Origin of the sequence: Roseimaritima multifibrata, assembly GCF_007741495.1 — a bacterium.
Classification (GTDB): domain Bacteria; phylum Planctomycetota; class Planctomycetia; order Pirellulales; family Pirellulaceae; genus Roseimaritima; species Roseimaritima multifibrata.
Map to the genome: position 1 here is coordinate 45,915 of NZ_CP036262.1, position 26,052 is coordinate 71,966.

The window sequence follows — 26,052 nt, forward strand, 5'->3', positions numbered from 1 at the left end:
GAATCACCGAGAACCCGTACTGAAAGAAACACCATGTATGAAATTGAACTGAAGTACCGGATTTCGGACCCGGATACCTTCCGGAAAAAAATCGTTGCCCTGGGCGCCGCGGACGACGTTCCCTGGGAAGACCATGCGGATACTTACTTCGCTCATCCTTGCAAGAATTTTGCAGAAACGACGGAAGCTTTACGGATTCGCCGAATCGATGGGCATTCCAGGGTGACCTATAAGGGGCCTAAACAGGGTGGTCCGGTCAAGGTTCGGCAGGAATTGGAATGGCTGTTAGAGGGAGAGGACAAAGATGGTAGTAATCTGTTCACCCTGTTTGTGGCCCTTGGGTTCCAACCTGTGACAACCGTCCAGAAACGCAGGCAAAGCCTAGCGATAACCTGGGATGAGCATGCGGTTTGCGTCACGATTGACCAGATTCCTGAGGTGGGATCGTACAGCGAACTAGAAGTACTCGCCTCCTGCGACGCAGAAGTCCCGGCAGCAAAAGCGGCTTTGCAGCGGTTGGCGGAACAACTTGGCTTGACACAACCGGAGCCGCGGAGCTATTTGGCACTGCAGCTGGCTCGCCAAGAAGAAGGCCAAAACCCGGCGGATGGGCTTGAAAATCAAAGCAATGTTTGACTTTTCCTATCAACGCTGTCTAGATTGGTATCCTTAGCCTGTCCAAGTTTCTCTCGAATTACAAAGGTTGATCAATGCGTAAGATCCTGTCATCGATGTTCGCAGTTGCAATCGTCGCGTCAGCGACAGTCTGGGCAACCGAGCCAAATTTGGAAGGCGTGAAATGCGTCGTCGCGCCAAAAGCGGCCTCGGCAGACAAATCCGCCGAGTACAAAGAAGGCCACGTCTACTTCTGTTGTGGCGGATGTGCGTCAAAGTTTGCAGCCAACACTGAAGAGTTTGCTCCGAAAGCAAATCATCAGTTGGTGTCGACCAAACAGTATGAACAGAAGGCTTGTCCTTTCTCGGGTCAGCCCGTCACTGCCGATAAATCGGTAAAGGTTGCCAACGTAGAAGTTGGTTTCTGCTGTGGTGGATGCTTGAAAAAGGCATCCAGCGAAGAAGGTGATAAGCAGATCGCGATGCTCTTTGGAGATAAGACTTTTGTGAAAGGCTTTCAAGTCAAAAAAGAAAAGCCAGCTGTTCAGTAACGCTTGAACAGAACGATCCGAAATTTGCAAACGACGTCTCCTTTAAAAATGAGGCGTCGTTTTTCATTGGTATCTTCGCCTGCAGGCGATTGCTGGAGGATAAACCCATTCGGTTCCGGTTGTGATGACTGCCAGGGTTTTGTCGCTGATTGTTCGCGATCGCCTGCACGTTGTTTCACCGCGATCTTTCGCAATAAAAAGAGGCCTTCATTGGACCGGTGAAATTTTCTTTTCGGGCGTCATGAGGTAATACCGCAACCTACGTTTCAATACGAAAACTAGGGTATGCCCAAAATGAACAATCGAATCAAATCGAAAACCCAATCGAAGCGTGTATTCGGTTTGCGGATCGCCGAGAACGTGTTGCAATTGTCCGTTGCAACGCAGGGGTCCGATGGCGTGTATGAACTAGAAATCGACCAAGTTTTCAATCGTGGCGAGGCTGGCTGGTTCCAAGAAGAAGGTGCTCAACAGCTACGTGAGGGATTGGTCGAACTTGCGTCGAAATGGGAAATGCGGCATCAATCCGTTGCCGTATCTTTGGATGGTCATTTCTGTGTGACTCGAGTTGCGATGGGGCCTTCCGATCGCGTCGACGAAGAAACCCGCTCGCTTAACGGTCGTATCCAGCGTTATCTCTCCTTAGGGCCAGGAGAAAAGATTACCGGTTACGCTCGAGAGACACTGAACCCCGAAGTTGATTATTCGGTCACCGCGGTCGGAAATCGTGTCCTGATTCAAGAGATCTACCAGGCGCTCCGTTACGCGGACATGAGCGTCACATGGGTTGAACCTTCGCTGGTTTCGTTGGCCCGGCTGGTTGAGCGCGGTGGGATGGGAGACCAGCAACCGATTTTGCTTGCGGACTGTTCAGGAGATCAATGGGATATTGGAATCGCTTACCAAGGTCGTTTGCTTCTTGATTATCGTCCAGTCGCAGCACGGTCTGTTGAGGGGCTTCGAAATGTCCTGCTAGGTCACGTTTCACGACTGCGAAGGTTTTGTGACCGACATCGAGAGGTCGCTGCCGGCAATCTAGAACAGCTGCTTGTCTGTGGTGCACCTCAAATGGTCAGTGAGGCAATCGCAACGTTCCGAGGTCAGGATGAATTAGAGGTCTCTGTGATGCAGATTCCTGAATTGCCTAGTCTGTATCGGTTGAATACTCAGCAGACCCAAGATAATAAAATCGCCGCAGTCGCTGCCGTTTTGCCGCTGATTGACGATGCTGCGGAACCGCTGATCGCGGATTTATTAAGTCAAGTCCGACGGGATTCGGATCTGAGCATTTCTGCAATGGTCCTGCGACTTTTAGCCCCCATTTTGGTTGCTGCCGCGATCCTTTTACCGATGTGGGCTTTGGTCGCTAAAAAGCGAAACGCACTGCAGGACATGAATACCATGACACAAAATGTTGAATCCCAACTGGATGAAGCACAGGTGCGTATGGGCCAGTTAATGCAGAATCGGGCGCTGACCAATCATCTGAAACAGATCGATTGGATGACTCAGGAAACCCCGTGGCACGTACTGCTAAATCAAATCACCCGATGCTTGCCCGATTCGGCAAAGATCAACGAATTGCGGTGGTTATCGGGAAATGAGATTCTTATCGATGGTGCACTGCATGATGAAACCATGGTCTTTGACATTATTGGATACCTCAGGCGTTTGCCTTTGATCGAAGAGGTCGCGCTGCAAAGCACCAGTGGCGATGGATCGGACGGTCAGATCCGATTTGAAATCAAAATTCGTACTCGTATGCTCAACGACACTACCCCCCATAGTGAGTCCCCTCATGCGTAATCGGTACTTTCGTTATATCTGGGCGATCGTCCTATTCGGAGCGATAGGTACTGTGCTTCTGTTTGGTATTCGATTAGTCGATGAGTACCTTACGCTTGAATCGGAGGTGCGTGATATGCAACAGTTACAGCAACAGTGGGATGCGACACAAATTCGTACGCAATCTCTCCGAAGTGCGGAACAAAGAGTGGTAAATCTGTTAAATGAACTGCAGCCTCGCGAGGTCAGTGACGATCGGATCGCGGAGATTCGCGACCGAATCATTAACATTGTTCGGGACGCCGATTGCCAATTACGGAAAACACAGTTAAGTCCAACGGCGGTTCGCAGTTGGGCTGAAACGAATGATGATCCTCGACAGCCAGGATTTAGCATGGATCAGATTCCCTCGGGATATGATCTGCATGTCTACACATTGGAACTGCGGGTTCAAGGGCTTTTGGCAGCGATCCAAAAAGTCTTGCAGGCGTTGTCGCAAGAGCAATTCCTGATGACCACCGACGTGATGAACTTGTCGTTGGTGGATCAGCGCGGAGAGGTTGAGATGAGCCTTCGGGCGACGTTGTATGGACTGGTGAAACGGCAAGCAGAGACGCAAGACGATTTTTAGAGAGTTCCATGAAGGTGAAAGCACGTCGGATTGTTCTGATAGTTGATTTAACAAAATTGGATCGCCATGGATGGCGCAGCAAAAGGACAGCGCAGTGACAGGTGTCACCATATCTTTTTGATATGGGTGGGATGTGTCATTTCCGTGCTGATCGTTTTTCCGTTGCGTTCTCATGCCCAGACGCTGACGTTACCCTCTCCGACGTCAACGGACCTCTTAGAACCACCGGCTGTGGTCGTCGATCCGCCTCCGTCACGCTCGACCAACCGTGATGTTGAATCGATCCTAAAGACACCGGGAAGCGTTACGTTCCGTAAGAGTCCACTTTCTGAAGTGATCTTTTCGATCAGCGATGTTTGGGGAGTGAACATTGTTGCTGGCGGAGATATCAATGGCGAGGTCACGGGAAGTTTTCAAGATGTGCCACTGGCCGAAGTCCTGGGCGCAGTGCTTTCAGCAAACGATTACGCATACAAGCAAACAGGCAGTAGTTTGGTTGTCTTGCCCAGCGGTCAGGTCGGACAGGATGACGCGACCTTTGCATCGCGCGTTGTTACCCTTCCTCGAGGCGTCGAGGATCCAACCGAAATGGTTGAAGCCGCTCGGCTACTGCTTAGCTCCAGAGGTCAGATTCGGCCGATCAGCGGAACGGGAACGATTTTTGTTCTCGATTCGGCCGAACGTGTTGATCGGATTGAAGCCTTGTTTGGGCAGTTGGGGACATCGGGAGAACGGTATCGTACTGTCCCTTTGAGTGAAGCGAAAATTGAAACGATCGCGCCGGGGGATGTGGCGTTCAGAGAAACGAACCCCCAGCCGGGCGATTTGTCCGGCGGCGAGATCATTTACTTTACGCCTCAGTTCACCGATGCTGAAAATTTGGTCGAAGCCTTACAGGGGGCGGTCGATCCGTCGACAATTATCAGTCTGTATGCGGAGGAAAATCGGATCATCGTGCGCGGCGACGCCGAACAGCTTCGGCTTGCTTCGCAGATAGTGAATCAGCTGGATCGCCCTCGCCCGCAGGTCCGGATCACTGCACTGATCTATGACGTCAGTTTGGATGACATCGCCAACTTGGGAATCGATTGGGCTCATGGTTCGGGCGACGGCAGTTTGACTACCAGTGCAGGTAGTGGTTTGCTGGCGACCGTTGCCGATGGGGCAACGTTGGAGGGAACCAATATGGCGATCTCTATGCTTAAAGATAAATTCAATCTTGGCGTCACGATCAATGCCTTGAATTCCGCCGAGGGTGCCAAGTTGTTAGCCGACCCGACCATTACGGTTTCGGATCGCAATGAGGCTGTCATGAAGATCGTGCAGAAGATACCCGTGACGACCATTGGTCAGTTGGGCGATTCTGCGGCCACGTTCTCTTCGGTTACATTCGAAGAAGCAGGGATCATTCTGACCGTTACCCCGCGGATCAGTCGCGATGGGACGGTTCAGATGGTGGTCCAAACCGAGTTCAGTGTCCTTACCGGGAATCTAAATGGGCAACCGATCATTGACACTCGGACCGCCAATACCAGCGTTCGCGTTAGCAATGGACAAGCCTTCGTGCTCGGGGGACTGAGGCAAAAGAGTGTCAATGAAAAAGTCAAAGGCGTTCCTTGGTTAAAAGACATGCGCTATGTCGGTGGGCTGTTTCGCAGCCACGAAACCGAAGTTGTGGAAAGCGAACTGATCGTATTTATCAAACCAGAAATTGTCGGTCCCTACGATAATTCAACTCCACGTGAGCAGGCGGCGATCTGTGTTGGAGGTCTGGAATTGGATCGTATTCCACGTGCCGATTTGCGGCCGTTTATTCCCGATTGTGGCGACCCCAATTGCCCCTACCATTGCCCGCCGCGAAGAGTGAATGGCGGTGGTTCGGCACAGATGGCGATGATCGGCGGCTTTGGAATTGAGAGCTTACCTGCGGGCTTTTTGCCAGAGGGAGATGTACTGGACCCCAGTATGTTGCCCGGTATGAGGGTGGACCCAACGGTCATGCCGCAGCGGCAAGAATCGCGGTTTGGACCCAAGCAGAGTGAACCGCTATACCAAACGGCCGATCGTTCGGTTGGTGGGTATGCTCGTGACCAACCCGTTCAAGACTATTCCGAACGGCTGGATTCGCCTGTCCGTTTCTAACGTTGATGAACGCGCGTATCAATCAAACAACGAGGCGTTCCAGGTCAAATTACCTTGCCTTAATTTGACCGATGGAGGATCGATCGATACGACCTCAATACCCTGTGTTGTTTCCCCGACCGCCAATGTTCGGGACACATTCTTAACTTGCAGGAGGACACGGGGGCGATCGACTTTGACAAAGCCCAAGACGCGGATATCTGTCATCTTGGCGGTTACGGGCTGGATGACAACGGTTTCGGAGGGGAATAGAAAAGGATTTTCTCGCTCGGGAAACGGATAATCGATCGTGACCATGGAGGGATCGACAGGGACACTGCCCTTTGTTGCGTAGGTTTCGCGAACCGAAGGAGGGGCATGTTCTAAGGCCAAGGGAATCAGATCACTGGCCGAATGTCCGCACCCACCTACCGAACCCAACGCCAATACGCTGGCTAGTGGATACGCCAGGGATTTGGTGAGCGAGCGGGTTCGATCGGCGAACATTGGAATGTTTCCACAGTAGGACGGATAGGTGAGTTCGGCTGAAGTCTAGGTTTTTTGTTGGTTTATGGTGTTCCTCTCGCAATTTCTGCTGCCTCACCTAATAGGGTGAAACCGTTTGGAAGGGGGACTGGCAGGATCGTGCCGGTTCTTCAGTCGGTTGCCTGGCAATCCAATTAGCGGTTTAGCCTGGCTTGCTGGCCCGCCTGTGGCATGAGGTTCCCTTTTTTGAAGGGGATCTGTTTGTCACGTTTCCGTTTTCGCTCCGATCGGAGTAGATTGGGGGCTTGGAAGATCCAGCAAAATTTCTAAGTATCCAGCGCGTTGCGAGTCCAGCATGTTTTCTTTTCGAATCGTTTCTCTCTTGTTGATCGTTTTCACGACCGGGTTGGCACGGGCTGCCGAGCAACGTGCTCCCAACGTGATCTTTATCTTGTGTGATGATTTGGGCTGGGGAGATCTGGGGGTGTTTTATCAAAACCAGCTAACCAATCACCCTCATATGAAGACGCCGCACATCGACAAGATGGCCGAGCAAGGATTGCAGCTTCGAGCGCACTACTGCCCTGCCCCGGTTTGTGCGCCCAGCCGAAGTACGCTTTTGACGGGTGTGCACCAAGGGCACGCGGTCGTACGGGATAACCAGTTCGACAAGATGTTGGAAAACAATCACACGTTAGCCACTGTCATGCGAGATGCTGGTTACAAGACAGCCTTGATCGGTAAATATGGATTGCAAGGAGACGGATCCGACGCCGATAGCTGGCCCGGGTATCCGACCAAACGAGGCTTCGATGAATTCTATGGCTACGTTCGCCACAGGGACGGTCATTTGCATTACCCAGCGAACCCTTACCCTGCCGGTGACAGCCCAAACCACAAAGATCCCAAAGAGGTTTGGCACAATGATCAAGAAGTGAGTGCAGGTCTGAGCGGCTGTTATACGACGGACCTCTTCACCGCTCGCAGCAAAGATTGGATCGCGAAACAGGCGACGCAGCATCCTGAGCAACCCTTCTTCCTGTACTTGGCGTACGACACGCCGCATGCTGCTCTGCAAGTTCCTGCGGTTGAATACCCTGAAGGAAGTGGATTGAATGGCGGCCTGCAATGGCTTGGTGAACCCGGCAAGATGATCAATACCGCCGTTGGAACGATCGATTCCTATCGCCACCCCGATTATGCAGATCAAGAATGGAGTGATGGTGCTATTCGATTCGCCACCATGGTGCGAAGGATTGATTCCGCGGTTGGCGATTTACTGCAGACGTTGCAGGATTTGGGTATCGACGAAAACACCTTGGTTGTGTTTAGTAGCGACAACGGCCCCCACCGAGAATCTTATCTAAGCAATGTGAAGTACGACCCGACAGCATTCAAATCGTATGGTCGTTTTGACGGGATCAAACGGGATACGTTGGAAGGCGGGATTCGGGTGCCGACACTTGCTTGGTGGCCAAGTCATATCAAGCCCGGTCAGGTGACGCATGCTCCTTCGCAGTTCCATGATTGGATGCCAACCTTTGCCGAAATCGCAGGGGCCCTTTCCCCTGCCCGGAGCGACGGGGTTTCGTTGCTTCCAACGTTGCAAGGAAACCGTAAGCAGACTCCCAGCACGATTTACGTCGAATATGTAAATAACGGTGCGACGCCAAATTACTCCGATTTTGCTCCTCTCCATCGCGGGCAGAAGCGTCGCCAAATGCAAGTTGTGCATGTGGATGGATTTAAGGGGATCCGCGTGAACATTCAGTCTGCGAAGGACCCCTTTGAAATTTATGATCTAGCGAAAGATCCCCAAGAACGTACCAACCTGGCTGGCACCTCCGATCGATTTCGCCGTTTGCAGCAGAAGATGCAGGACAGGGTCCTTCAATTGCGACGCCCCAATCCATCGGCTAAACGGCCTTACGATGATGCACTGGTTCCAGCGGTGGACGGTTTGCCAGAAGAATCGATCGCGGAAGGGCTTCATTGGCGGGCCCGGAATGGCTCGTTTGCTTATGTTCCAAGCTTGCAGGGCCAGACGCCCGATCAAATCGGGACGGTTGATCATATCGATCTGAAGCAGATTTCTATCGCGACAGGTGCCGTGGAGTGGAGTGGCTACTTCAAAGTGCCTGCGGACGGTGATTACACCTTTACCCTATCGACCAGTCGCGGAGCATTCCTGCGTATCCACGATGCCGCGGTTATCGATGCGGATGCTCAGTACGAAGCTGGGTCTGACGTTACCGGGACGATCCGTTTAGCAAAGGGGTGGCATCCGATTCGTCTGACCTGCCTGAAAGCGGAGGCGGACGATTCGCTAACCCTGACATGGGCGGCCAGCGATTCAGAGCCGCAACCATTCGTCACCGCTGATTTGCGGCAGCCGTAGAAACGGTTACCAGTATTTTTCGAATCGGATGTGGCCAACGCCTGCGGGTTCATCGTTATGGACGAACCCTGCATCCTGCAAAATCTGCAACATCCCCGGTGCCTTGAGCGGCGGGGCGCCGGGTGGCGTATACCCGATCATGGCGGGATTGCCACAAAGGAAGACGTGGGTGGTCGCCGGAGTCAGTTCCGTTTGGCAGATGGTTGCTAGTTCCCCCGACTGATACAGATCTTGAATGTATTGCTTGCCGACGTAGTGAGGGTGATCTGGATCAATGTTGGCAGGTTCGCGGGTGGTGAAATTCAAGGAGAGGAAATTGGGGTATTGCTGCATCAGTTTTTGATGGATTTCGCGATAGGCGAAATCCCCCAGGTATCGCCCTGTTGTGGCCATGATGATCTTGCCGCGATGCCCATCGCGCAGCAGACGGGCGGCCATCGCATTGTGAGGAGCTTCTCCGGTTCCGGTTGCAATCAGCAGGAGCGTATCGTCCGGTTGAACGCCTCCGAGGACGTAATGTCCCACGATTTTGGATTCAACGCACAATCGATCCCCGGCGTGTAGCTGAAATAGTCGCGGGGTTAATGCTGGCGGTTTGCCGTCGGCCGTTCCGGCTTCACGGACCAGCGTGATGTAGAATTCCAAGTAGTCAACGTCATCGCAGGCGGCCAGATTTCCTTGCTGATCTAGCATCGGACAGGAAATTGAATAGGCGCGACGGACCAGTTTCCGCAGCCGTTTGGGCGGGACGGTCTCGCTTTGGGAGGGCTGGATCCTCGATTCCCAGTACCCCATCCCCAACGCAACATATTGTCCGGGCTGAAAAGGCGCGTGAGGGGTATCGCAGCGGATACGAAACCTCGCCAAATTTTCGTGACAGTCGATCCTTTCGATGACTTCAGCGTTGTAGTGCTGGGCACGTAACTGAACTTGCTCAGTGGCGTCTGGAGGTGACTCTTGAAGAGGCTGAGGCAACGGGCTGGTTCCTGGCTTTACGGGTGCTAAATGGCCCTCAGTCGAGCCGAGTGGTTGTGGAGTCGCCGTAAATATCCCAGTTAGGATCGTTGGCTGCAAGCTCGAATAACCATAGCTATGGTCGATTTACCGCATTCGGGCTACAGTAGCTCGAAGGCACTTGCTTAACCCTTGCAAAAGCATATATCGGAATTCCTAACCCAACTTGGAAACATGGCTCACACGATTGTAATTTTCGGGGCGTCTGGTGATTTGACCAGCCGCAAGTTGATCCCGGCTATCTATCGGTTGTTTCAAAAGAAACGCTTGCCAGAAGGGACCCAAATTGTTGGCGTTTCGCGGAGTGCCTTTGAGCATGAAGCATGGCGTGAACAGCTTGAAGTAACAACTAAAAAGTATGTGGGGGATGCGTTTAATGATTCCGTGTGGGGGGCATTTCGCGAGCAAATTTTCTATCAGCCTGGTGATATCCAGGAAGAATCCGACTTTCATAAGCTGGCCGATTTTCTCAAATCGATCGAACCAGAAGGGCCGGTAGAACGGGTCTATTATCTTTCGACGAAGCCTCAATTGTACGAAAAAGCGATCGCTCAATTGGGGGCGGCGGGGCTGAACGATGATTCCGATGGGGATCGTCGTGTGATCATCGAGAAACCATTCGGTACCGATCTCGCTTCAGCGAAGGCGTTGAATATCGCGACACATCGCGTATTTCGTGAAGATCAGGTCTATCGCATCGACCACTACCTGGGCAAAGAAACCGTTCAGAATCTGTTTGTCCTACGGTTCGCAAACAGTATTTTTGAACCGCTGTGGAATCGCCATTTCATTGACCACGTGCAAATTACCGTAGCCGAAGAGGTACCCGTTGGTCGACGCGCCGGATATTACGAAACCGCTGGGGTGCTCCGTGATATGGTGCAGAACCATCTGCTTCAGTTGATGATGATCACGGCGATGGAGCCACCGGCTCGCTTTGATGCAGACTTGGTCCGCGATGAAAAGGTGAAGGTCCTGCATAGCGTCCGCCCGAAGACCGGTGGCGATTTTGCCTCGGAATCCGTGCGCGGGCAGTATGAAGGGTACCTTCAGGAAGAAGGGGTTCCCAAAAACAGCCAAACGGAAACCTTTACGGCCGTGAAATTGCACGTTGATAACTGGCGTTGGCAAGGCGTGCCATTTTATCTGCGTAGCGGCAAGGCGATGTCGTGTCGAACCACGCAGATTGTGATCCAGTTTAAGGAAGCACCCCATTTGTTGCTCGGATCCAAAACGCGAATCCCAACTGCAAATCAATTGGTAATCCAGGTTCAGCCCGCCGAAGGTATCCAGCTGCATTTTCAAACCAAGGTCCCCGATACCGAACTGAAAACGAAGCTTAGTTCGCTTGATTTTCGTTTCCAGCAGGATGGCGGACAGGAAGGGATGCCTGACTCGTACCAACGTTTATTGCTAGATGCAATGAATGGGGACGCAAGCTTGTTTGCTCGTAGTGACGAGGTCGAACTTGCCTGGGGAATCATCGATCCGTTGTTGGCTGCGTGGCGAAGTCCCGCGTCTCCTCCACTGCAAGTCTATCCTCAAGGGGAATGGGGACCGCAGGAATGTACTCAGTGGATGACGGAGCAAGGACGCCAATGGTTCGATGTCTGTCCTGTACTGAGAGGCTAGAACGTGGAACCACTAACCAGTCGTGCGAACCCCCGCTTGCGACACGCAGCACGCCTGCGAACGGGACGTTATCGTCGTAAATCGGGGGAGTTTCTTGTCGACGGCTGGCGTGAAACCGGCCGAGCTTTGAACGCTGGTATCGAACTGGTCGAACTGTTCGTGGAAGCGGGGCGATTTGAATCGTCTCGTGCTTCCCTGCCCGCTTGGGTTTCGGCGGTTCAGAAAGAACAGAAACTGACGTTGGTGGCCTCGGGAGTGTTTGAAAAAGTGGCCTACGGCGAACGAAACGAAGGGGTCGTGGCCCTCTTTGCGACTCCCTCACGGGAGCTACAGTCGCTTCGCTTGCCAGCGATTCCGCTCTTGTTGATTGCGGATCAAATTGAAAAGCCAGGGAACCTCGGGGCGATCCTTCGGTCCTGCGATGCTTTCGGCGTCGATGCTGTTTTATGCAGTGACTGTGCGACCGATCTTTTTCATCCCAATGTGATTCGGGCAAGCTTGGGAACGGTTTTTCAGCTTCCGGTGGTCGCTGCAACGGGGCCGGAAGTCCGAGCATTTTTGGCTGAGCAGAAAATTGGCTGTTTGGCCGCTCGCGTCGATGCGACTCAGACGCTTTGGCAAGCCGAGATGACCAACCCGATTGCCTTGGTCGTCGGTGCCGAAGCCGATGGCCTTGGAAAAGACTGGGATTCGCAGGGAGTCACGATTCCAATGAGTGGTATCGCAGACAGTTTCAACGTTTCGGTGGCCGCCGCCCTACTGGCTTGCGAGGCCCGCCGGCAGAGGGGTGCGTGACTCCGTTTACCAGAGCAGTCCGCAGAATCGTTAATGCTTGACAGGGCCAAGTCCGATATCTAGACGGGATGACCTGCCGACTCTGGCAGGATTTAAATCCAAAGATGTGCCATGGGGGGCGCGTCAATCGGACCATTGAAGGCCAAGGATGCGGCATGCTTTCTAGCAAACATGAACGACGAATCACCCGGAAAGTGTTGAGGGCTACTATCGCTGCGATAGTGGTTGCAACAGCAACCCCTGTGGTGTCAGCAGACTCGCCGGTCGAAAAATCGAAGGGTGTGTTGCCTTTGCTGCCGGTGAATGTCGGACCATACAAGTCGGATGCTTCTACTGGGATCTTAAAACCAGAAGCTGACCAAGGACTTGGGGCACATCCGAATCCATACTGCAAAACCGCTCCGCCCGTAGCCGACGAGATCTCTTTGGTCTCGGGACAGCGGCAGCCGACAAAATTGAAACTTGATCAGGCGCTGGCTGACCTGTTGCCGATATCACAGAACTCCAAGTCGCCAGCGGAAACTACCGCTGCCGCATCGGTTGGAATTCCGGAACATCTATGGGAACCGCCGTTGCTGTCGACCGATGGTACGGTCGAATTGGTGCGTCCTCGGACGACAATGCGACTGCGAGCGCTCTCCAGCCCGGACCATGTGCCAAAGTCCAGATTACAACTGAAGCCGAGTGGAGCGGTTGCTTCGCCGGAACCAGATTCTGCACCGGTGAACCGACATCTATCCGATCAGGTTCGGCTGCCGGTATCCCTGTCGCTATCCGATAAGTCAGCATTGAAAATGTCACTTGGGGATATGGAACCAAGCAGTGATGTTCAGGCTCCCAAACGTGATAGCGAGCCGGTTACGATGCAACTAAGTTCACCGTTGCCGAAACGAAAGGCGATCACTCTGACGATGTCCGACGCGTCTCAAGGGACGTCTGAAAATAAGTCGCCGAACAAAGGCTTGATCATCGCCTCACGTGAAGCCGACCTGCCAATCCATCGCAATCAATTTGCAACGATGCCTACCGAATTTATCCCCGTTCCGACCGCGGAAGCTTTGCCTCCAGCAGCGTTGGCAGAGGAGCCTCGTCCTCTTCTGAAGGAAGTTGAAAAACCGAAATCCGCACAATCGGCGTTTGGTAAGCTGTTCCGAGGGAAAGCATCGAAGCCTGAGACGCCGGCGCCCATGGAGGAATCGGTGATCGCGTCGGAGGAGGCTTTGCCGGTCACCCCTGAAGCGGAAATCGTGCGTGAAAATGCACAGATGTCACTATCACTGACGGATGTGGAAAAACCGAAATCCGCACAATCGGCGTTTGGTAAGCTGTTCCGAGTGAAAGCATCGAAGCCTGAGACGCCGGCGCCCATGGAGGAATCGGTGATCGCGTCGGAGGAGGCTTTGCCGGTCACCCCTGAAGCGGAAATCGTGCGTGAAAATGCACAGGTGTCACTATCACTGACGGATGTGGAAAAATCGAATCCCGAGAGTGCTGCGAAACAGATGGGATTTGCGGTTTCAAGGCCTACTGTAATTTCCATGGATGCCGCCGATGTGAAGCCACTAACGTTAGACGGTAGCCTCAAACACTTCCGAATAGAAAATCCATCGATCTGCCAAGTGCTTTCGGTGGGAAGTTCGGAGTTGCGAATTATCGGTCAGATGCAGGGCCAGACACGACTGATGGTGTGGCTCGAATCGACACCTGCAAACCAACCTCTCCGTTACCAAGTCAATGTTCAGCATTTGGAAACAGAGGCTGACAAATTGGTTCAGACTGCGACGCAATTGAACCGGGTGTTGGCAGCGAATTTCGCTGCGTCCGATGTGGAGGTTTCGGTGTCCTCAGCACGGTTGGTTGTGACCGGCCAAGTTGCGGATGACGCTCAAGCAAGACAGATTTTGCAGTTGATCCGCAAAGCCTGCTTGGTGCCTGTTGTTGATCAACTCTTAGTACGTTGATATTCCCTTTTTGATTCTTCTGTTTGCTCCACTCAATGTTCAATCCGGCGGCTTGAAGTGTCGGGATGCCGTTTTGCCTAGAGGTTAATAAAATGTATCGATCCACAATGACGAGCAACTTCCGACGCTTTGTCTTTTCCACTTTGATGGGGATGAGCGTGTGCTGTGCAGCTTCCGCAAATGCTCAAGAGAGCGGACTTGCCGGAGGACATGAAGGGATTCAACTAGCACCGGGTGAGCGGATTATCCGTTCAATTGATAACGAAACCGGTCAGTCCATCCCATTGTATGATGCCCAAACAAATCAGCCGCTTGAGCGTTCATCGGCTCTCGGTTCTGGCGTTGCAACCGGTGCCGGACACGGTCCTCTTCATGGACATTCCGGGCATCATCCAAGCGATTGTGCTTGCTCGCAGTGTGCGGGCGCCGCAGGTGCTTACAACGGTTTAGGTTGTTTCGGCGGCTGTGCACCGGGTTACTACTTTCGCGCAGAAGCCCTGTACATAAAGCGTTCAGGCGATGAAGGCCAAACGCTCAGCCGCAATTTTCAGCTATCTGAATTCGACTATGAACTGGGGACTCGGTTGACGCTGGGGCGGACATTCGATTGCTTAGATGGATACGAGTTTGTCTATTCGGGCATCTTCGATTGGGGAAATTCTGGTTCGATAACCAATCCTGGGAATTTGGATTCTGTCCTGACGACCGACTTGGTCAATCCGGCGAATACCGTAAACGTGGATACTTTCGCAAACGCTGATTTTCAAAGCCTGCGATACGAAGCTGAATTTCATAGTTTTGAAATGAACCGAACCTACCGAGGTTGGGACGTCGTTAACATGCTTTACGGGTTTCGTTACATCGATTACTCGGAAGACTTTGGTTTCAACAGTACGAATGGTGCTGGGTTAAGCTCCGTGCGAAACTCGGTAGAAAACGATCTGTTGGGGGCTCAGGTTGGAATGGATTTGGCGTATCCGCTGGGAGAAAGACTCTGGTCGTTGTTCCGATCGCGAGCCGGAGCGTTCATCAATTTTGCGGATTCGAGCACTTCCTTTGTGAACGGCGATGCAGTGAATCCCGGCAACCAACGTACGATCACCGCGTATGAAGAAGACACAGGCCTGACCGGAATGATCGAGATCGGCGGATCGCTCCGATACCGAGTTGGACCCGCCCTGGCACTAACGGCCGGCTACGAGTTCTGGTACCTCGCGAACGTCGCAACCGTGCCTAGTCAGATCTCTCCTGTCGTCGTTCCCGGATACGGAGCGTATGTCGGAAACGATGAAGACATCTTCTTTCATGGGGCCGTCTTTGGTGCTGAGTTCGATTTTTAGGGTATGCTGGGGATGAAAGTAGCTGACAAGCATTTGTCCCCGAACCTGTTGATGAATCGAATCTACTTTGAGTACCTCGTCTGCTGCGAAACCGTTTGAGCCTCGACGCGTCGCTTTGATCATTGAGACTTCCAGTGTCTATGGTCGGGATCTTCTGCGAGGGGTATTGCGGTTCATGCGACTGCACGATGAATGGGCTGTGTTCTTAGAGCAGCGTGAGCTTTCAGCAAAACCTCCCGCGTGGCTGAGGACGTGGGATGGCGACGGAATCATTTCCCGTGCGACGACTCCCAAGCTGGCCGATGCGATCGCCGCGACGGGGGTCCCCTTCGTCGATCTAACCGATCGTGGTCGAGGCTACGACTTCGTCTCTTTGCGTTCCAACGATGACGCCATTGGGCGAATGGCTGCGAACCATCTGCTCGATCGAGGTTTTCAGAATTTCGGCTATTGTGGCTTTCAATCGGAAGCTTGGTCGGAACGCCGGTTGGTTGGCTTTCGGTCGGCCTTGGCAGATGCCGGATATGAATGCCAGGTCTACGAATCGTTATGGGAAGGTCGATCGGCAAATACTTGGGACGTGGAAAACCAACAGTTGCTTGAATGGATCGTCGCCCAGCCAACCCCGCTTGGGATAATGGCTTGCAGTGATATTCGAGCTCAACATGTTCTCAATGCTTGTTTCGTGGGACAGCGGAAGGTCCCTGAAGAAGTGGCCGTTGTCGGCGTCGACAACGATGAATTGCTTTGCCAGCTCTGCCACCCTCCGCTTTCTAGCATCATCCCAAATGCTGAAGGGATTGGATTCCGAGCGGCTGAACTGTTGATGGACCAGATGCAAGGGAAGGCACCTGTAGCGAATGAGGAAATCGAACCGCTAAGCATCTGTGTTCGTCAGTCGACCGATGTTGTCGCCATTGATGATGCCGAAGTCGCCGCAGCGATTACGTTCATCCGTGAACATGCCTGTCGCGGGATTACCGTCACGGATATCACGCAAAATGTCGCGGTATCCAGAAGCACGCTGGAGCGAAGTCTTCGGAAGTACTTGGGGCGGACTCCGCAACAAGAAATCCGCCGTGTCCAGATAAAGAGGGTGCGGGAATTATTGGCCAGTTCGGATCTAACCGCGGAACAAATTGCGATGCGATGCGGATTTGAACACCCTGAATACATGCATGTTGTCTTTAAACGATCTCAAGGGATGACGCCTGGAGAGTACCGAAAGACCGTTCAGTCTTGAAAAGTGCGTGATAATATATCTCAGGAAAACAACGCAGAGTCTCATTGTTTGTTCTCCTGGATGCGGCGATGCTGAAGGAACTGGTTCACGGTTCTCAATACCTAGGTCGTTTCATGCAACGTCTCACGTTTCTCTGGATCCTTGCTTTCTGCTCCGTTGGCTCGTTTCCGTGGGAGAGCACCGCGGTTGCGCAAATACCGGTGGAGGATGTTTGGCAATACACGTTCGAGCCGCCGGCTGGCGGGTGGTCCAAAGTTGATTTTGAGGATTCATCTTGGGCGACCGGCACCGCTGGCTTTGGAACGCATGGGACCCCTGCGGCAAGGATCGGCACCGTTTGGGATACCAGCCAAATCTGGCTCCGGAAATCTTTTCGAGTCTTAAACGTTCCGAAGCGATCCGCACTTCTGATTCATCATGATGAAGACGCCGTTGTCTATCTGAACGGGAAGCAAGTTGCCTCTTTGAAAGGTTGGTCGGATCGCTACGACATCGTTGAATTGTCCCCAGAAGATCAGCAGGTCCTGAAGTCTGGAGTAAACACTCTGGCGGTTCACTGTCGGCAGAATAACGGCGGGCAGTTTATTGACGTTCATGTTATCGATGTGGATGCGGTTCCTGTCCTTCCAAAGCCACCACGGATGACGAAGCCGTTTGCGTCGGAATTGTTGACGCAGTGGGGGGCTACTTTAACGCCTGAAAATGCCTGGACCGAGTATCCGCGGCCACAGCTTCGGCGTCCGGATTGGGTGAACCTGAACGGCGAGTGGCAATACGCGATCACATCGATCAAGCAAACAGAAGTTCCCGCCAAATGGGACGGACCAATTTTGGTTCCCTTTTCCTTGGAATCGAAACTAGGGGGCGTTCAGTATTTGCTGGGCGATGATGAGGCGCTCTGGTACCAGCGTACTTTTATAGCGACCAAGGCCGCCGGAAAACGAACTTTACTGAACTTCGAAGCGGTGGATTACCACGCCGAAATCATTTTGAACGGTCGCCATGTTGGAACCCATGTAGGAGGGAACGATCCCTTTTCGGTGGATGTTTCACTAGCCCTGCAAGACGGACAGAATCACTTGGTGGTGCGCGTGGAAGATGCCACCGAAAAATGGCAGCTGCGAGGTAAGCAGGCACTGCAACCCAACGGAATTTGGTACACGCGCGTTTCCGGAATCTGGCAAACGGTCTGGATGGAGCAAGTTGCGGATTCCTACATCGAAGACGTCACGATCCAGACGGATGCGGAGAGCCGTTCCATTCATCTGCACGTTGACTTCGCTGGTCGCGAAATGGCATCACCTCGTTTGAAAGTGAGCGTTTTTGATAGTGAGAAGGAGGTTGCCACCGCGGATACGCCGTCGAGGGAAGTTTCCATGACGATCCCAAATGCCAAGCTCTGGAGCCCCGATTCGCCTTATCTATATCAAATCAAGGTTCAGTTATTAGGTGAATCTGGCCAGGTTGTTGACACGATTGAAACCTATGCTGGAATTCGAACGATCGGGAAAGTGCGAGACAAAGCTGGGCACCTGCGGATGACCTTAAACGGGCAGCCACTCTTTCACTGGGGGCCGTTGGACCAAGGCTGGTGGCCCGATGGATTGCTGACGCCTCCCTCGGATGAAGCGATGTTGTTTGATATCCAATATCTCAAAGATGCTGGATTTAATATGATTCGGAAACACATCAAGGTCGAACCACGGCGTTACTACTACCACTGTGATCGATTGGGGATGTTGGTTTGGCAGGATCAGGTAAGCGGCGGAGCAAGTCCGCCATGGACTCGTTTGGCTCCCGATCCGCAGGATGCCGCTTGGCCTGCGGAACCGCACCAACAGTTCATGCTTGAATTGGAGCGGATGATTGACTCGTTAGAGAATCATCCATCGATAGTTGTTTGGACTCCATTTAATGAAGCTTGGGGTCAGCATCAGTCGGTTGAAGTAACCAAGTGGACGGAGAATCGCGACCCGTCGCGGCTCGTTAATATTGCTAGTGGCGGGAACTTTTGGCCAGCCGGTGATATCGCGGATCATCATCAGTACCCACACCCAGGATTTCCCTTTGATGCCAATCGGTATGCTGATTTTATCAAGGTTGTCGGCGAATTCGGCGGCCATGGTTATCCCGTGGCTGGGCACCTTTGGGATGCGAGCCGAAACAATTGGGGTTACGGCGGACTGCCAAAAGACAAAGCCGAATATAAGCAGCGATATGTTCAGTCATTGGAAATTTTAAATCGACTGCGACAGCAAGGGATCGCCGCGGGCGTTTATACGCAGACCACGGATGTCGAAGGGGAGATCAACGGTTTGCTCACCTATGATCGCAAGATCATTAAGATTCCGGCTGAAGAGTTAGCCGAGATGCACAAGTCTCTTTTCCAGCCTACCAGCAAGGATGACTCGGAGCGGTAGCGGGGGGCCGGTTTCGCAGTGACGGCGACGCGGAGACACGGAGACACGGAGACACGGAGACACGGAGACACGGAGACACGGAGACACGGAGACACGGAGACACGGAAAAAAGCACCATTCTGTTTGGGATGGTTTACAATAGGCAGGTTGGTTGGAGCTGTCTTTTGTTTCTTGAATCCGTTGAAAACCCTTGTACTGAGAATATTGGATGTTTTGTCGTAGTTATTTGGTTCTGGTGCTGTTGGCGATTGGTATGACATGCCAAGCAGGCGAACGCCCGAATATTGTTTTTGCGTTTGCAGATGACCTTGGCTGCTACGCGGGGGCTTATGCGGACGCTGCCCATCCGTCACCAAACGACGTAATTAAGACACCGAATTTCGATCGTGTTGCCCGCGAGGGGACGTTGTTTGATAACGCATTCGTGAGCGTTCCCTCCTGCACTCCGTGCCGAGCCTCCGTAGTTTCAGGCCGTCATTTTTTCCGCAACGGAAGTCATTCGCAATTGCACCATCCTTGGGTCGATGGTGTCCCCGATCCTTGGGCAAACGTTCGGGGGTGGCCGCTGACATTGCAGGATGCGGGGTACCACATCGGATGGTCCTACAAGATGCACATTAGCGAAGATCGGATGGGTGGAAAGAAGCGAAACTATCGCCAAGCCGGTTCGGCATTTAACCGATTTTCACAAACCGTTTCCAAAGCGAAAGATCCACAGGCTGCTAAGGAGCGGTTGCTGAATGAAGTCCGCGGTAATTTTGATGCGTTCTTAGGCGATCGAACAGACGATCAGCCGTTTTACTACTGGTTCAATCCAACCAACACCCACCGTGATTGGGTTCAAGGTTCTGGCAAGGAATTGTGGGGAATCGATCCCGACGATTTACAGGGAAAATTACCAAGTTTCCTTCCCGATCAACCGGTCATTCGTGAGGACTTCGCAGACTACCTTGGCGAAGCGATGGCGTTTGATGCAGCGGTTGGAGTCTTATTAGAAACACTGACGGAACGTGGCGAGCTGGAGAATACGATTGTCGTTATCAGCGGCGATCATGGAGCTCCCGGATTTCCACGCGGCAAATGCAATCTTTACGATTTTGGAACGCGCGTTCCGCTAGCGATTCGCTGGCCTGAAAAGATGGCTGTAGGGAGGCGGATTTCAGCACCGGTTAGTCTCATCGATTTGGGAGCGACCTTTTTGGACGCGGTGCAGGTTCCGCCCACTGAAGTCATGGATGGGGAAAGCTTGATGCCTGTCCTCTCCAAAGCGGCCGCTCCAGCCGCAGACGCGTTGCGTGGTTACGCAATCACCGGTCGCGAAAACCATGTACGCGATTCCAGGCCTGGCGGCCTGCCCTACCCGATGCGAGCGATTCGCACATCCGACTACCTGTACATCATCAATTTCGCAGCGGACCGTTGGCCGGTCGCGGAACCACCGTTAGCGTCTCCAATCGAGAAGGGTATGCGGAAACGGAACGGTAAGCCGGCGCGGCCAATGGATATCGATTACGGACCCACTCGCAGTTTTTTCGAGGAATTTGAAACCAGCGAATCGATTGCCAGAGAGTGGCAACTTGGATATGGAAAGCGTCCAGCCGAGGAGCTGTACGCGGTCAACGAAGATCCCGACCAGGTCCATAACTTGGCCGCGAACCCAGCTTATGAAGACGTACGTGCCGAGCTGCGGGCAAAGTTGATGGAGGAACTGCAAACCGGCCAAGATCCCCGCGTAGTCGACCCACAAGCCGGATTCGATGCACCACCCTACGCACCCGGCGACCCCGAAATGGGACGCGTCCTCCCTCCTCTCCTCCGGGGACAGTGATCGACTTTTTCGGGGACAGTGAACGCAAAGCCGCGGTGAACTACCATTGCAGGGACTTGTTGCTACGCAATATCGATGTTTTGGCCTGAGGATTCCCGCTTGCAGCGTTTCGGACATCGAAATATTGCGTATTTAGCTGCGATTGGCTGGCTAAGTACGCACCGGTAGCGTCTGCGACACGAATGTCCCTTTTTTTATACCGGCGAATGGCTTGTCGGAGCTATGACTGCGTACGGGTAGTGACCTGCCCGAGACCCGTCGCGGTCGAGCTCTGCTGATCAGCGGCTGCTCGCGCGGCTATTCGCTCACGAACAACACGGCAGGCATGCTTTCCGAGTTGTGTTTTGCAGCGGCGTTCGAATTGCATGTTCCGCTCGGCAACTTGGGCGATATTGATTGTTTCGCCCCTTAGGTAGATTGGTGTTTGAAGCTTTTGTTTCGTCAATGCTTCGTTCGCCTGTAGTTCGGGGCGTGATTCCAGTGCTAGGTGCCAGAGGAGGCGTTCGTATGCTTCAAGCCGCATCGGGAGGCAGCCACGACGCAATTGTGGTTCTGCGGTGGTTCTCAGCGAATTTGTTGCTTTTTTGCCTGCGACGCGAACCTTTTTGCCGTCCACTTCACTGCTCAGTTCTAGAGGGGCGAGCCAGTTTGATGAGTCGACTTGGTCATCTTCCAGTGTCCGTAATCGCTCGCCAATCGAGACTTCCTGGTAGTCTTCCAGTGAATCGGCTAGACCGGCCCGAAGCGGATTCAGATCGACGTAGCTCATGCACGCTAGAACGTCGGCTTCGTCTAGCAAACGATTCAGTTTGAATCGCTCTTCAAAAAACCTGCCAGTGCAATCGTCTTCAATATTGCACTCGCGAGCGATTGTCTGGCACATCAGACGAACAAACCAGGAGATATTGGAGAGTCTGGAACGAAGTTCTTCAACGCGTTTAGGGTCATTTACGATCTTAGAAATTTCGCTTTCCTGGATTTTGCCTCGATGTTTTTTGGGAACACGTTTGCGAGAAAGGACAGAGAGCCAGCGTACGGCAACTTCGCGATCCGTAAGCTTTTGCACTAAATCCGGGCGATTGCGGAGCACACAATGCCAGTGATTTGACATGATTGCGTATGAAAGTACGTCGACACAGAGGTATTTGCTTAGGAACTCCATTCGATCGCGAAACCGGTTGCGGCGGTAGGAGTAGTCGATCCCGGTATAGGGGTCGATTCCATGTAGAAAACTTTTTCTGACTGTGCGGTTATAGACATGATATACGCCTACCTCTTTTTTAGCGAAGATTTCGTAACGGCCTAGTCGACACATGGCACTGCCCTCCCATGAAAGTCAAGAAATTAGATTCAGCCAATATAACGCAGTTTCGTTGGCTTGCATCAGAAAAAAAGATTGCCTTTTTTATTTCGGTTGAAATGAACAACTAAGTTGATCGCCGTGTTGCACTTGAGTCGCGAGATGAGCTGGTTTTGTGGTTTTGCTAGCACAATAGTTGGTGAATCGTGTTTGGTTGTTGAGGCTAGCAAGATCACTTTGGGGACATCGCTGAAAAACCGGTCGGTGCGTTTGGCTTTGCGTGCACTGTCCCCGTAAGAGTTCTCGTTGGTCTTGCGTGTACTGTCCCCGTGAAAGATTTTGGTTGCGAGAATCGCTAAGTCGAGCACCAAGTTGCACTTGAGGAGAGGTTTGAGCTAACTTCATAGATTTGCTAGCACACTGTGTGGTAAATCGTGTTTCCCTGTTGAGGCTATCGAGGATCACTTTTGGGGCATCGCTGAAAAGCAGTCTGGATGGTTGGGTTTGCGTGCACTGTCCCCTCGGGAAATTGCTGAAAAGCAGTCGGAGCGTTTGGCCCTGTGTGCACTGTCCCCGCAAGAGTTCCGTCGGAGCGTTTGGCCCTGTGTGCACTGTCCCCGCAAGAGTTCCGTCGGAGCGTTTGGCCCTGTGTGCACTGTCCCCGCAAGAGTTCATAAAGTTGAGCTGTACTGATCGAGAGAATTTGTGAATAATGCCATCGCTGTTGCGTTCGTTTGCTTTGGGAGATTTCGTAACCAACCAATGCGAACGTTCGTAGCAGCTTCTAATCCAAATCTTTGCCGTGCTTACGAAAACGGCCTCCTTTTTGACGGACCAGGATTGGGGGTGGGGGCTGGTCGGTTTTATTTGCTTGGCTTGGCGACTTGTTTTTATTTTGCCCTGGGGCCACCGGCGATTCTTGGGCGTTACAATGGTCTCCTGATCTAACGTAATTCTCTGCGGCGAAACGTCGCGGTGGGTGGCTTTTCCTTTTCCTTCGATCACCATTTTGTGGACGACTGAAGCGATCTCTCTTTGTGAGGTAAATCGGATGTCGGATCCGCGACGTGGAATTCCTCCTGGCCGACTTGTTGGGCTGGGGATGGAACTGGCCGTCGTGATTTTAGTGGCCACTGGATTGGGCTATTTGGTCGATACTTATCTCCTCAAGGCGGAGCAGCCTTGGGGGTTAATTTGCGGTTGTTTGCTCGGATTTGCGGTTGGCATGACCAATGTGGTTCGCGTCAGTCGCAATTGGTAAGAACAGCTCGGAAACCTAATAAAACTGATGACTCTCGCGAAACCCATGGTCGATCCTCGTCGTGTTGCCGTCGCTACGGTAACCGTTTGGATGCTGCTGGCCGGTGGTCTTTTGGCGATGGAGTCGGCGACGGGCGCGGTCGTCGGTCATACGCTGGCACAGATTGTTGGCGGGATCTCGTTGGGGATTGCCCTGCTGGGCATCGTGCCTCTGCGGATGGCTTGTCGTGGTGCCGCCGCAGGCGAGAGCACTTCGGTGATGGCCGGGGTCATGATGTCTCTGTCGCTGAGGTCCTCTTTAACGATTTTCTTTCTGATTTTGGCGTGGAAAACGGGTATGGCCCCTCGACAACTAGTCGGCCTGTGGGCCATCTTCTGGTACGCCAGTCTCTTGGCAACTGAAGTAGTCGTTGTGGTCCGCCATTTCCTTGCCACAAACCGTCCTGATTCGCTGCTCGGCATTCCTGCCACGAAGCACATCACGGAGTCCCCTGCTCGATGATTTCCGCTTTGCTATCTCCGCTCGTTCCGACGTTTGCCTCCGCCGAAGGTGGTGGGCACGATCCGGTCGATCACGTTTTGCCGCATCCGCTGCATCACGAGCCGTTGTTCACCTATGACGTGCCCGGCATGGATGGGGACATGCCGTTTCTGCATATCTACGACGGCATCTATAGTTTTTACATTACGAATCACATGCTGATGACCCTGTTTTCAGGGGTGTTGGTCGTGGTGGCTTTTTGGTTGGTTTCGCGTCGCATTCGCCCCGTCGGTGATGGGATCAAAGCGGTTCAGACAGAAGGGCGATTTGCTCAGCTGATGGAAACCATGTGCGCCTTTGTCCGAGACGAGGTCGCGCGGCCTAACCTTCAGCACCTGACGGACAAATATATTCCGTATGTCTGGACGATCTTCTTTTTCATCCTGTTCTGCAATGTGCTGGGTTTGATCCCGTTTGGTCCTGTGCTGTACTTGCTTACAGGTAATCAAGAGTTTACGCATTGGGGTGGAACCGCAACGAGCAACTTGGCATTGAATGGCATTTTGGCTTTGCTTTCTTTTGTCGCGATCATTGTTATCGGGATTCGTGAATCGGGTGCGGCCGCCTTTTTCGGACACTTTAACCCGATCGGCTGGGATCCTAAGATGTTGCCCATGGCTTTGGGACTGTATGTCCTCGAGTGGATGGGGTTAGTGATCAAATGTGTGGTCTTGGCCATGCGGTTGTTCGGCACGATGATGGCTGGCCACTTGGTGATCGCCGCCTTTATCGCATTGATTTTTGCAGCTGCTGAAGCGAGTGCAAGTTTGGGATATGGCGTAGGCATCGCGGTCCTGATGGGCGGGACAGTGTTGACGTTGTTGGAACTGTTTATCTGTTGCTTGCAAGCCTTTATTTTCACCTTTTTAACTGTCTTGTTTATCTCCGCTGGTGCGGTCCATCACCATCATGGCGACGGTCATGATGACGAAGAATTGGATCCGCTAAGTGATGCAGGGCAAATGGATATGGACAAGCTGTTGGACCCGGCCCGGTTAGGGCCAGCCACCTAGTTTGTTTCTGAAGCACAACAAAAAATTACTTTGACCTTTACCTTTCGGCTTCGGCCAAACCAACCCCGACTGCACACCGTTGACAGTCTTATTGACAGGAGCGACCTGAGAGATGTTTGAATTCGCATTGATGATGGTAACTTTCGCCCAAGAGACCGCCTTGACCGTTCCTGACTGGGGACGTGCAGGTATTGGTGTCGGCATGGGATTGATCTTGATCGGTGCCGGATTGGGCATTGGTCGCATCGGTGGTTCGGCTGTTGAAGCGATGGCTCGTCAGCCAGAAGCGAGTGGACAGATTGGTACCAACATGCTGATCGCTGCCGCTCTGATCGAGGGTGTGACCGTGATCGCGTTGATCCTTGCGTTCATTCTGCCGAGCGTTAAATAGGTTTTCGCCCCGGTTTTGAATCGAACGAGACCACTGATTGTCGTAGGAAATCAAATGACCCGATTTACATTGTGGATGCTGCTGGCGATGGTGCCAGTGATGGGAATCGCTCTAGCCCCAGCCTCGTTGATGGCTGCGGATGAAGCGGTAGCAGGTGAGGTGGAAGGAGCGGAAGCTTCGGAAGATCACGAACATGCGGCCCATCCGGCTAGCCCTCTGCTGAACGTTGATGTTGGGTCCGCTATTTGGAATCTGCTGATTTTCGGCACGGTCTTTTTCATTCTTGCAACCTTTGTGTGGCCACCAATCCTGAAGGGATTGCAGGCTCGTGAAGACAAGATTCGAACGGATCTTGAAGGAGCGGAGGATGCTCGCAAAGAAGCGATTGCTCTTCGAGGCGATCTGCAGAAACAACTGGATGACGCTCAGTCAAAAGTCCAGGCGATGCTTTCGGATGCTCAGAAAGATGCCGATGTAAAGGGTCAACGGATTGTGGCTCAAGCGAAGGAAGCCGCCGAACGGCAGCTCAATCGCTCGATCGCCGAAATCCAGACCGCCAAACAGGTTGCCCTGTCCGAAATGGCAGGCCAGACCGCCGATATCGCGATGACGTTGGCCAAACAGGTCGTCGGTCGCGAATTGAAAGCCGATGATCATGCGGAGCTGATTCGTCAGTCGCTTGACCGTCTGCCTAGCAATAACTAGTAGCAAACTGCGTATCCCTGTG

General features: G+C 52.8%; 22 protein-coding genes. 18 read left to right on the forward strand and 4 right to left on the reverse strand.

Annotated features, from left to right (window positions below; translation table 11 throughout):
- The first annotated feature begins 33 nt into the window (after window positions 1–33).
- Both cyaB and FF011L_RS00225 read left to right on the forward strand, forming a co-directional pair.
- Window positions 34–636 carry a class IV adenylate cyclase gene (gene cyaB / locus FF011L_RS00220; RefSeq protein ID WP_145349403.1) on the forward strand — a complete coding sequence of 201 codons (603 nt, stop codon included), beginning with the start codon at window positions 34–36 and terminating at the stop codon, window positions 634–636.
- 74 nt (window positions 637–710) lie between these two features.
- On the forward strand, window positions 711–1,166 hold the full coding sequence (locus FF011L_RS00225) for a hypothetical protein (protein ID WP_145349404.1): 456 nt from the start codon (window positions 711–713) through the stop codon (window positions 1,164–1,166).
- Here the strand turns inward: FF011L_RS00225 and FF011L_RS00230 are convergent.
- Window positions 1,160–1,345 carry a hypothetical protein gene (locus FF011L_RS00230; protein ID WP_145349405.1) on the reverse strand — a complete coding sequence of 62 codons (186 nt, stop codon included), beginning with the start codon at window positions 1,343–1,345 and terminating at the stop codon, window positions 1,160–1,162. The two genes, FF011L_RS00225 and FF011L_RS00230, sit on opposite strands and share 7 nt — an antisense overlap.
- 106 nt (window positions 1,346–1,451) lie before the next feature.
- On the opposite strand from FF011L_RS00230, the gene FF011L_RS00235 reads away from it, so the two are divergent.
- From FF011L_RS00235 to FF011L_RS00245, 3 genes are all read left to right on the forward strand, one after another.
- Window positions 1,452–2,972 carry a PilN domain-containing protein gene (locus tag FF011L_RS00235; RefSeq protein WP_218932909.1) on the forward strand — a complete coding sequence of 507 codons (1,521 nt, stop codon included), beginning with the start codon at window positions 1,452–1,454 and terminating at the stop codon, window positions 2,970–2,972.
- On the forward strand, window positions 2,965–3,582 hold the full coding sequence (locus FF011L_RS00240) for a hypothetical protein (RefSeq protein ID WP_145349407.1): 618 nt from the start codon (window positions 2,965–2,967) through the stop codon (window positions 3,580–3,582). The genes FF011L_RS00235 and FF011L_RS00240 overlap by 8 nt, the downstream gene beginning before the upstream one ends.
- Window positions 3,583–3,648: 66 nt before the next feature.
- On the forward strand, window positions 3,649–5,724 hold the full coding sequence (locus FF011L_RS00245; RefSeq protein WP_145349408.1) for a type II secretion system protein GspD: 2,076 nt from the start codon (window positions 3,649–3,651) through the stop codon (window positions 5,722–5,724).
- An 18-nt stretch (window positions 5,725–5,742) separates the two neighbouring features.
- On the opposite strand, the gene FF011L_RS00250 is transcribed toward FF011L_RS00245, so the two are convergent.
- Complete coding sequence (locus tag FF011L_RS00250; protein WP_145349409.1) at window positions 5,743–6,210, reverse strand: hypothetical protein; 468 nt, start codon at window positions 6,208–6,210, stop codon at window positions 5,743–5,745.
- A gap of 334 nt (window positions 6,211–6,544) precedes the next feature.
- Between FF011L_RS00250 and FF011L_RS00255 the strand changes: the two genes are divergently transcribed.
- Window positions 6,545–8,587 carry a sulfatase-like hydrolase/transferase gene (locus tag FF011L_RS00255; RefSeq protein ID WP_145349410.1) on the forward strand — a complete coding sequence of 681 codons (2,043 nt, stop codon included), beginning with the start codon at window positions 6,545–6,547 and terminating at the stop codon, window positions 8,585–8,587.
- A gap of 6 nt (window positions 8,588–8,593) precedes the next feature.
- On the opposite strand, the gene FF011L_RS00260 is transcribed toward FF011L_RS00255, so the two are convergent.
- Window positions 8,594–9,562, reverse strand: coding sequence for a ferredoxin--NADP reductase (locus FF011L_RS00260; RefSeq protein WP_145349411.1), 969 nt, complete (start codon window positions 9,560–9,562; stop codon window positions 8,594–8,596).
- Window positions 9,563–9,775: 213 nt separating this feature from the next.
- Between FF011L_RS00260 and zwf the strand changes: the two genes are divergently transcribed.
- From zwf to FF011L_RS00300, 7 genes are all read left to right on the forward strand, one after another.
- Window positions 9,776–11,233, forward strand: coding sequence for a glucose-6-phosphate dehydrogenase (gene zwf, locus FF011L_RS00265; RefSeq protein WP_145349412.1), 1,458 nt, complete (start codon window positions 9,776–9,778; stop codon window positions 11,231–11,233).
- Between the two features lie 3 nt (window positions 11,234–11,236).
- Window positions 11,237–12,028 carry a TrmH family RNA methyltransferase gene (locus FF011L_RS00270; RefSeq protein WP_145349413.1) on the forward strand — a complete coding sequence of 264 codons (792 nt, stop codon included), beginning with the start codon at window positions 11,237–11,239 and terminating at the stop codon, window positions 12,026–12,028.
- Between the two features lie 155 nt (window positions 12,029–12,183).
- Window positions 12,184–13,989: a pilus assembly protein N-terminal domain-containing protein gene (locus tag FF011L_RS00275; protein ID WP_218932910.1), complete on the forward strand. Its 1,806-nt coding sequence runs from the start codon at window positions 12,184–12,186 to the stop codon at window positions 13,987–13,989.
- A 107-nt stretch (window positions 13,990–14,096) separates the two neighbouring features.
- Window positions 14,097–15,329: a BBP7 family outer membrane beta-barrel protein gene (locus FF011L_RS00280; RefSeq protein ID WP_218932911.1), complete on the forward strand. Its 1,233-nt coding sequence runs from the start codon at window positions 14,097–14,099 to the stop codon at window positions 15,327–15,329.
- Window positions 15,330–15,396: 67 nt separating this feature from the next.
- Window positions 15,397–16,572: a XylR family transcriptional regulator gene (locus tag FF011L_RS00285; RefSeq protein ID WP_315851697.1), complete on the forward strand. Its 1,176-nt coding sequence runs from the start codon at window positions 15,397–15,399 to the stop codon at window positions 16,570–16,572.
- 113 nt (window positions 16,573–16,685) lie between these two features.
- Entirely contained in the window at window positions 16,686–18,992 is a 2,307-nt protein-coding gene (locus tag FF011L_RS00290) for a glycoside hydrolase family 2 protein (protein ID WP_145354832.1), read from the forward strand.
- 208 nt (window positions 18,993–19,200) lie between these two features.
- Window positions 19,201–20,820 (forward strand): sulfatase family protein, encoded by a 1,620-nt coding sequence (locus FF011L_RS00300; RefSeq protein WP_145349417.1) that lies wholly within the window; start codon window positions 19,201–19,203, stop codon window positions 20,818–20,820.
- Between the two features lie 220 nt (window positions 20,821–21,040).
- On the opposite strand, the gene FF011L_RS00305 is transcribed toward FF011L_RS00300, so the two are convergent.
- Window positions 21,041–22,135 (reverse strand): hypothetical protein, encoded by a 1,095-nt coding sequence (locus FF011L_RS00305; protein ID WP_145349418.1) that lies wholly within the window; start codon window positions 22,133–22,135, stop codon window positions 21,041–21,043.
- A gap of 1,036 nt (window positions 22,136–23,171) precedes the next feature.
- On the opposite strand from FF011L_RS00305, the gene FF011L_RS00310 reads away from it, so the two are divergent.
- The 5 genes from FF011L_RS00310 (at window position 23,172) to atpF (ending at window position 26,030) form a co-directional block, all read left to right on the forward strand.
- A complete protein-coding gene (locus FF011L_RS00310) occupies window positions 23,172–23,381 on the forward strand; it encodes an AtpZ/AtpI family protein (RefSeq protein WP_145349419.1) in 210 nt (69 codons plus the stop codon).
- 27 nt (window positions 23,382–23,408) lie between these two features.
- Window positions 23,409–23,882 carry a hypothetical protein gene (locus FF011L_RS00315; RefSeq protein WP_145349420.1) on the forward strand — a complete coding sequence of 158 codons (474 nt, stop codon included), beginning with the start codon at window positions 23,409–23,411 and terminating at the stop codon, window positions 23,880–23,882.
- On the forward strand, window positions 23,879–24,934 hold the full coding sequence (gene atpB, locus FF011L_RS00320; RefSeq protein WP_145349421.1) for a F0F1 ATP synthase subunit A: 1,056 nt from the start codon (window positions 23,879–23,881) through the stop codon (window positions 24,932–24,934). The genes FF011L_RS00315 and atpB overlap by 4 nt, the downstream gene beginning before the upstream one ends.
- A 112-nt stretch (window positions 24,935–25,046) precedes the next feature.
- The gene (gene atpE / locus FF011L_RS00325; RefSeq protein WP_145349422.1) at window positions 25,047–25,325 is read left to right on the forward strand and encodes an ATP synthase F0 subunit C; all 279 of its coding nucleotides are present in this window, start codon (window positions 25,047–25,049) and stop codon (window positions 25,323–25,325) included.
- A gap of 54 nt (window positions 25,326–25,379) precedes the next feature.
- Entirely contained in the window at window positions 25,380–26,030 is a 651-nt protein-coding gene (atpF, locus tag FF011L_RS00330; protein ID WP_246109645.1) for a F0F1 ATP synthase subunit B, read from the forward strand.
- Window positions 26,031–26,052 lie beyond the last annotated feature (22 nt).

Excerpts from the sequence above, each read along its gene's own strand:
- FF011L_RS00315 (WP_145349420.1), top strand. The coding sequence starts at position 23,409 with ATGACTCTCGCGAAACCCATGGTCGATCCTCGTCGTGTTGCCGTCGCT.
- FF011L_RS00305 (WP_145349418.1), bottom strand. The coding sequence starts at position 22,135 with ATGTGTCGACTAGGCCGTTACGAAATCTTCGCTAAAAAAGAGGTAGGC.
- FF011L_RS00255 (WP_145349410.1), top strand. The coding sequence starts at position 6,545 with ATGTTTTCTTTTCGAATCGTTTCTCTCTTGTTGATCGTTTTCACGACC.
- atpB (WP_145349421.1), top strand. The coding sequence starts at position 23,879 with ATGATTTCCGCTTTGCTATCTCCGCTCGTTCCGACGTTTGCCTCCGCC.
- atpF (WP_246109645.1), top strand. The coding sequence starts at position 25,380 with ATGACCCGATTTACATTGTGGATGCTGCTGGCGATGGTGCCAGTGATG.
- FF011L_RS00280 (WP_218932911.1), top strand. The coding sequence starts at position 14,097 with ATGACGAGCAACTTCCGACGCTTTGTCTTTTCCACTTTGATGGGGATG.
- FF011L_RS00235 (WP_218932909.1), top strand. The coding sequence starts at position 1,452 with ATGCCCAAAATGAACAATCGAATCAAATCGAAAACCCAATCGAAGCGT.
- FF011L_RS00275 (WP_218932910.1), top strand. The coding sequence starts at position 12,184 with ATGCTTTCTAGCAAACATGAACGACGAATCACCCGGAAAGTGTTGAGG.
- FF011L_RS00245 (WP_145349408.1), top strand. The coding sequence starts at position 3,649 with ATGGATGGCGCAGCAAAAGGACAGCGCAGTGACAGGTGTCACCATATC.
- FF011L_RS00240 (WP_145349407.1), top strand. The coding sequence starts at position 2,965 with ATGCGTAATCGGTACTTTCGTTATATCTGGGCGATCGTCCTATTCGGA.
- zwf (WP_145349412.1), top strand. The coding sequence starts at position 9,776 with ATGGCTCACACGATTGTAATTTTCGGGGCGTCTGGTGATTTGACCAGC.
- FF011L_RS00300 (WP_145349417.1), top strand. The coding sequence starts at position 19,201 with ATGTTTTGTCGTAGTTATTTGGTTCTGGTGCTGTTGGCGATTGGTATG.
- cyaB (WP_145349403.1), top strand. The coding sequence starts at position 34 with ATGTATGAAATTGAACTGAAGTACCGGATTTCGGACCCGGATACCTTC.
- FF011L_RS00290 (WP_145354832.1), top strand. The coding sequence starts at position 16,686 with ATGCAACGTCTCACGTTTCTCTGGATCCTTGCTTTCTGCTCCGTTGGC.
- FF011L_RS00225 (WP_145349404.1), top strand. The coding sequence starts at position 711 with ATGCGTAAGATCCTGTCATCGATGTTCGCAGTTGCAATCGTCGCGTCA.
- FF011L_RS00310 (WP_145349419.1), top strand. The coding sequence starts at position 23,172 with ATGTCGGATCCGCGACGTGGAATTCCTCCTGGCCGACTTGTTGGGCTG.
- FF011L_RS00250 (WP_145349409.1), bottom strand. The coding sequence starts at position 6,210 with ATGTTCGCCGATCGAACCCGCTCGCTCACCAAATCCCTGGCGTATCCA.
- atpE (WP_145349422.1), top strand. The coding sequence starts at position 25,047 with ATGTTTGAATTCGCATTGATGATGGTAACTTTCGCCCAAGAGACCGCC.